Source organism: Rhizomicrobium sp., assembly GCF_056722145.1.
The window spans coordinates 1-5,617 of sequence record NZ_JBWZET010000369.1 but is presented as its reverse complement, the minus strand read 5'-3'; the positions used below and the strand labels follow the sequence as shown (position 1 = coordinate 5,617).

Sequence of the window (5,617 nt, the reverse complement as noted above, 5' to 3'; positions counted from 1 at the left end):
GTCATCGACGCGGCGAGGAATTCGACCGGATAATTCGCCTTCAGATACGCGGTCTGATAGGCGACCTGGGCGTAGGCGGCGGCGTGGCCCTTGTTGAAGCCGTAACCGGCGAACTTGGCGGCCTGATCGAAAATCTGTTCGGCGACGGCCGGCAACACGCCGCGTTCGGAGGCGCCCTTCAGGAAGCGCTCGCGCTCCTTGACCATCTCGGCGACGATCTTCTTGCCCATGGCGCGGCGCAGATTGTCGGCCTGCCCCATGGTGTAGCCGGCCAATTCCTGGGCGATGTGCATGACGTCTTCCTGGTACGTCATGACGCCGTAGGTTTCTTTCAGGATCGGCTCGAGCTTGGGGTGGAGATACTCCGGCGCCTCGCGGCCGTTCTTGACCGAAATGTATTTCGGGATCGAGTCCATCGGACCCGGGCGATACAGCGCCACAAGCGCCACGAGGTCGTTGATGTGGTCGGGCTTCATCTTGCGCATCAGGTCGCGCATGCCCGTGGATTCAAGCTGGAAGACGCCGACGCTGTCGCCCTTGGCCAGCATCTCGAAGGTCGGCTTGTCGGTGAAATCGATCGACTGGGTATCGAGCTCGATGCCGCGGTCCTTCAAGAGGTCCTGCGCCTTGGCGATCACGGTCAGGGTTTTGAGGCCGAGGAAGTCGAACTTCACCAGACCGGATTTTTCGGCACCCTTGTAATCGAACTGCGCCACCGGCACGTCGGAACGCGGATCGAAATAGAGCGGCAGCAGCTCATTGAGCGGCCGGTCGCCGATGATGACGCCGGCAGGATGGGTGGAGACGTTGCGGTAAAGCCCTTCCACCTTCTTGGCGATCGAGAACAGCCGCTCGGCGATCGGCTCCTGCTCGGCGATCTGCTGCAGCCGCGGCTCGCCGGCGATGGCCTCGTCGATGGTGATGTGCTTGCCGGGCTGGCCGGGGATGAGTTTGGCGATGCGGTCGACCAGACCGAGCGGCATCTGCAGCACGCGGCCGACGTCGCGCACCGCGGCACGGGCCTGCAAGGACCCCAGCGCCAGGATGTGGCCGACCTTGTCGTGGCCGTATTTGTCGCGCACGTAATGCACGACCTCGTCGCGCCGCTCCTGGCAGAAGTCGATGTCGAAGTCCGGCATCGAGATACGTTCCGGGTTGAGGAAGCGCTCGAAGAACAAGCCGAACCGCAAGGGATCGAGGTTGGTGATGTCGAGCGACCACGCCACCAGCGAAGCGGCGCCGGAGCCACGCACGCCGACCGGAATCGCCTGGGCGCGGGTCCATTTCATGAAATCGGACACGATCAGGAAGTAGCCGGGGAACTGCATCTTGATAATGATGTCGAGTTCGTAGGCCAAGCGGTCGTCGTAGACCTTGCGGTCGGCATAAAGCCCGTTCTTGGCGAGGCGCCGTTCCAGGCCCGCTTCGGCCTGCGCCTTCAATTCCTCTTCGGCGGAAAGGCCGGAGGCCGGCTCGAAAATCGGCAGCAGCGGGTTGCGCTTGATCGGCTTGACGGCGCAGCGCCGCGCGATTTCCAGCGTATTGGCGATCGCCTCCGGCAGATCGGCGAACTGCGCCGTCATCTCCGCGGCGGTCTTGAAACGGTGCTCGCGGGTGACGCGGCGGCGGTCTTCCACCGAGACATAGGTCGCATCAGCGATGCAGAGCAGCGCATCGTGCGCCTCGTGCATGTCGGCACGGCCGAAATGAACGTCGTTGGTGGCGACCAGCGGCAGCTTCTTGGCATAGGCGAAATCGATCAGGCCATTTTCCGCCGCCCGCTCTTCCGGCAGGCCGTGGCGCTGGAGTTCGACGTAAAGCCGATTGGGGAAAATGTCGGTCAGCTTGTCGAGCACCGCCTCGGCGGCGTCGAGCTGGCCGGTCTCGACCAGCTTGTTGACCGGGCCGCCGGGGCCGCCGGTGAGCGCGATGATGCCTTCGTTATACTTGGCGAGCTTGTCGGCGGTGACATGCGGCCAGTCGCCGGGCTCGACCTCCAGATACGCGGCCGACAACAGCTTGCAGAGGTTGAGATAGCCCTGCTTGTTCTGGATGTAGATTGGCAGATACGGCGGCTTCGGCTTGGAGCCGAGGGTCTGGGCGCCGGTCAGCTCCACCGCCAGCATGCAGCCGACGATCGGCTGGACGCCCGATTTGGCGACCACGTCGGTCCAGTCGAAGACGCCGAAGACGTTGTTGACGTCGGTGACCGCCACGGCCGGCATGGCGTTTTCGACGCACAGCTTGGCCAGTTCCTTGGGCCGGATGGCGCCTTCGATCAGCGAATAGGCGCTCTTCACCCGAAGGTGGACGAACCCGGCCGGTTTGGTTGCCTCCGCCACGCTAGTCCTCCGCCGCCACGATGCACTGGGCCAGGGTCATCACTTCGGCGATGTCGGCCTCGGACTTGACCACGAAGCGGATACCCCGGCCCTCGCCGGTCGGCCGGGCGTCGGCCAGCATCTGCTTGATCGCCGGGCGCAGCTCCGAGCGCATCGCGCACTGGAAGGCGTAACCATTGAGCACAACCCCGACCAAAAGCTGGCCGGCCATCGGCAACAGATAGACCAGCGGCTTGCCGCGGCGGCGGACCAGACACAGCCGGCCAAACGCCAAATCCGATGGCCGCCACTCCAGCTCCAGGGGACCGAAAGCCTCATCCAGCCCGCTGACGATCTGCGGCCACGCCGAGGTGCTGCCGCCGAGCGCGGCGTGCAACTCAGCCGTGGTCGGAGGGACAATGTCCTTCCTCGCTGCCGCTCCCGTCATGGTTCACTCCCGTGCAGGCGACAGGTTTATGGCGTGCGGACCCCGGCAAGAAGGGCGTCGCGCGTTCCATCCACAGGAACCCCTCAACCGGCCATCAAGACCGCCTGTGCGGCTCCGGCGAGGAAAAAACTGGAGGCGAAAAATACAATCAAACCAAGGCCTGCCAACACGTCCTTCAACCAAGTCATCAAAGCCTCCACAGGGGTATCAACCGTCCATCCACAGCGTTGCCCACACGCTATTGTTCGCCGTATGTTCTGTCAAGAACAAAACAGATACATCAGTGATGGCCAATTTACACCATGGTTTTATTACGATTGACACCGATTTTTCCCACGGTAATATTCGGATAGAGCCGCACCGGAGCCCACCGCCATGGAAGACGTCCTGTTTCGCCCTTGCACCGCCTTTGAAGGCGCCAACCGGCTGGTCGCCGGCCCCCTCGTCGAAGTGGTCCTGGTGCTGAAGAATCACATCGATTCGGGGGCGGAGGCACCGATTCTGGTGTTCGATGATGCCAGCGCCCACACAATCGAACTTGATCTCACCGGTTCCAAGCAGGACATCGTCGCCCGCCTTCCCGAGGCGGCGGCGCGAGTACGCCAACCCGAGCCGTCCGAAGCCGAGCCCGAGCGCAGCGGACGCCGCGGCCGTCCCAAGCTGGGCGTCGTCGGCCGGGAAATCACGCTGCTGCCGCGGCACTGGCAGTGGCTCGATGCCCAACCGGGCGGCGCCTCGGTCGCCCTGCGCAAACTGGTCGACCAGGCCCGCCGCACCAGCGGCGACCGCGATCGCCGACGCGCTGCCAATGAGGCGGCCTACCGCTTCGTGACCGTGATGGCCGGCGACCGGCCCGGCTATGAGGAGGCCGTCCGCGCCTTGTTCGGCGGCGACCTGAAGCGGTTCGGCGAGCTCATCGCGGGCTGGCCGGCAGACATCCGCGACTACGCCATTAAGCTCGCCTTCGCAGCGGAGGCCTAACGAACGTTCATCCCGAGTCACTCGAACGCCGGCCTCTCCCTTGGTGTCATGGCCCGCGGCTGCGGGCCAACCAGATGGCATCTGGCACGCCACCAAAAATCGCGACAGATTTAACCTGGGTCGCCCGCAGTCGCGGGCGATGACAGTGTGGTGGCAATCTCACATCAAAGTTCGCTGCTCTAGCGCCCCCTTCCCGGCGACTTCCCCCACGGTCTGACGTGCGGGCGGGACGATCTCGTTGCCCGCGGGGGCAGAAATCCCTTCTGGACCCTACCCGGCCACCACCGCCACGAGGTAGCCGTCGTGGCCTTTGCTGCCGACGGTCTGGATGACGCTGGCGGAGACGCGGGGTTCGGCGGCGACGGCGTCCATCATCAGGCGCACGCCCTTGACCGCCGGGTCGTCGCTGTCGTGAATGACCTCGCCCTGGCGCACGACATTGTCGGCGACGATCACGCTGCCCGGCCGCGCCAGCTTCACCGCCCAGCGGAAATAATCCGCGTAGCCGTCCTTGTTGGCGTCGATGAAGAAGAAGTCGAAGGTGCCCTTGAGGGTCGGAAAGATGTCGAGCGCGGCGCCGACGAGGATTTCCACGCGGTTGTGAACGCCGGCCTTGGCGAGATTGGCGCGCGCCACCTCGGCATGGCGCGGGCTGTACTCGATGGTGACGATCTTGCCGCCCGGCGCCATCGCGCGCGCCAGCCACAACGTCGAATAGCCGCCGAGCGTACCGATCTCGAGGATGCGCTTGGCACCGCACATCTTCGCCATCAGGTGAAGCTGCTTGCCCTCGGGCGCGCTGACGGCAATGTCGGGAAGGCCGGCGGCAAGCGAGGCTTCGTACACGGCGCGATACGACGGATCGGGCTTGACCACCTTCTCCGCGAAATAGGCTTCAACCTGGTCGAAAAGGGATTTGTCCATGGGCGGCTCCCTGGTACGCCGCGAACCATGACAAAGTTCAGCGAGGCGGAAAAGCCCTGCGTCCTTCGAGACGCTCCCTGCGGTCGCTCCTCAGGATGAGGGGAAGTTCGCAAGCCTGCCGTTATGGCAGCTTATTCCTTGGCGCCCAGCTTGCCCGCATCCAGCAGGCGGCCTTCGTGGAGGACCAGGGCGCGGTCCATCTTGGCGGCGAGCTGCAGATTATGGGTCGCGATCAGGGCGGCGACGCCTTCCGAGCGCACCAGCGTCACCAGCGCCTCGAACACGCCGGCGGCGGTTTTGGGATCGAGATTGCCGGTCGGCTCGTCGGCAAGCAGGATGCGCGGATGATTGGCGAGCGCGCGGGCGATGGCGACGCGCTGCTGTTCGCCGCCGGACAACTGCGCCGGGCGATGCGTGAGGCGGCCTTCCAATCCCATCGTCGTCAGCAGCCGCGTCGCTTCCACCGCCGCCTGTTTGCGCGACACGCCGGCGATCATCTGCGGGATGATGATGTTTTCGAGGGCGGTGAATTCCGGCAGCAGGTGATGGGCCTGATAGACGAAGCCGATGGTCTCGCGGCGAATGCGGGTGCGCTGATCGTCGCTCATGCCGGCGACGTAGTGGCCGTCGATCAAGACGTCGCCCGAGGTCGGCGCTTCCAACAGCCCGGCGATATGCAACAGCGACGACTTGCCGGCGCCCGACGGGCCCACCAGCGCGACGATCTCGCCCGGCATCAGATGGGCGCTAGCCTCGCGGAAAATCTCGAGCTGGCCGGCGGTGCCTTCCTTGAAGATGCGGACGATGTTCTCGAACCGGAGCGCGGCACCCATGGTTGCGTCACTCATAGCGCAGCGCCTCCACCGGATCGAGCCGTGCCGCCCGCCAGGCCGGATAGAGCGTGGCAAGGAAACTGAGCAGCAGCGCCACCAGCACGACGACG

General features: G+C 64.8%; 5 protein-coding genes and 1 pseudogene. 1 reads left to right on the top strand and 5 read right to left on the bottom strand.

What is annotated here, in order from left to right; all coding sequences use genetic code 11:
- Positions 1 to 2,342, bottom strand: a 2,342-nt coding sequence (gene dnaE, locus AC1P6P_RS19655) for a DNA polymerase III subunit alpha (protein WP_481404144.1), incomplete at its 3' end; no start/stop codon positions are given.
- Between the two features lies 1 nt (position 2,343).
- Positions 2,344 to 2,769 (bottom strand): DUF3788 family protein, encoded by a 426-nt coding sequence (locus AC1P6P_RS19650; protein ID WP_481404143.1) that lies wholly within the window; start codon positions 2,767 to 2,769, stop codon positions 2,344 to 2,346.
- Positions 2,770 to 3,144: 375 nt separating this feature from the next.
- Between AC1P6P_RS19650 and AC1P6P_RS19645 the strand changes: the two genes are divergently transcribed.
- Complete coding sequence (locus AC1P6P_RS19645; RefSeq protein WP_481404142.1) at positions 3,145 to 3,750, top strand: DUF2239 family protein; 606 nt, start codon at positions 3,145 to 3,147, stop codon at positions 3,748 to 3,750.
- Between the two features lie 270 nt (positions 3,751 to 4,020).
- On the opposite strand, the gene AC1P6P_RS19640 is transcribed toward AC1P6P_RS19645, so the two are convergent.
- The 3 genes and pseudogenes from AC1P6P_RS19640 to AC1P6P_RS19630 all read right to left on the bottom strand — a co-directional run.
- The gene (locus AC1P6P_RS19640) at positions 4,021 to 4,674 is read right to left on the bottom strand and encodes an O-methyltransferase (protein ID WP_481404141.1); all 654 of its coding nucleotides are present in this window, start codon (positions 4,672 to 4,674) and stop codon (positions 4,021 to 4,023) included.
- 131 nt (positions 4,675 to 4,805) lie between these two features.
- On the bottom strand, positions 4,806 to 5,522 hold the full coding sequence (locus tag AC1P6P_RS19635; protein WP_481404140.1) for an ABC transporter ATP-binding protein: 717 nt from the start codon (positions 5,520 to 5,522) through the stop codon (positions 4,806 to 4,808).
- A pseudogene (locus tag AC1P6P_RS19630) lies at positions 5,515 to 5,617 on the bottom strand (FtsX-like permease family protein); the annotation flags it as partial. The gene AC1P6P_RS19635 and the pseudogene AC1P6P_RS19630, both read right to left, overlap by 8 nt.